Annotated in this window: 1 protein-coding gene and 1 pseudogene; both read right to left on the bottom strand. The window is 66.7% G+C overall.

All coding sequences use genetic code 11. The features are described from left to right. Positions 1 to 300: pseudogene (locus tag ACFPIJ_RS64450) on the bottom strand (ABC transporter substrate-binding protein); the annotation flags it as partial. A 33-nt stretch (positions 301 to 333) separates the two neighbouring features. Next, a partial coding sequence (locus tag ACFPIJ_RS64445) for a carbohydrate ABC transporter permease (RefSeq protein WP_380129457.1) occupies positions 334 to 685 on the bottom strand: 352 nt, incomplete at its 5' end.

Below are 685 nucleotides of genomic sequence, written 5' to 3'. Positions count from 1 at the left end.
TCCACCCTGGACCTGCAGCAGCAGCTGGTTGAGGTAGTCGTTGTACGGGTACGACGGAGTGCTGATCTTCGTGCCGGCGTTGGCGGCGGTGTACTTGTCGATCTGCGCCTGGATCGGTTCCTTGGTGACGGCCTCGTTGAACGACCAGGACGTGAGCGGGAATTCCTTGACGCCGTCGTCCTTGAGGCCTTCGGTGCCGGCCGGGGCGGGGGTGTTCGTCGTGGGGGCGCAGGCGGCAAGGGTCGTTCCGAGGGCGCTGAGGCCGAACAGGCCCAGCGCGGAGCGGCGGGTCAGAGACATGTGTGGCTCCAAGAGGACGGGGTGTGGGGTGTTTCAGCCCTTCACGGCGCCGGCGGTGAGGCCGGCGACGAGGTAGCGCTGCAGGATGGTGAAGCCGATGACGACGGGGAGGGACACGACCAGGGACGCGGCCATCAGGTCGGGCCAGGCGGTTTCGAACTCGCCGAGGAACGTGTTGACCAGACCCGGCGGCAGGGTCTGCTTGTCCGGCCCGGCCAGGGTCAACGCGAAGATGAAGTCGTTCCAGCCACGGATGAACGCGAACAACCCCGTCGCCACCAGACCCGGCAACGACACCGGCAACAGAATCCGGTGGATGATCGCGCCCTGCCCCGCACCGTCGACCTTCGCCGCCTCGATCAACTCATCCGGGATCGTGTCGAAG

The organism is Dactylosporangium cerinum, assembly GCF_042653625.1.
Taxonomy (GTDB): domain Bacteria; phylum Actinomycetota; class Actinomycetes; order Mycobacteriales; family Micromonosporaceae; genus Dactylosporangium; species Dactylosporangium cerinum.
Note: the sequence above shows the minus strand (reverse complement) of the source record. Positions and strands in the feature narration are given on the sequence as shown.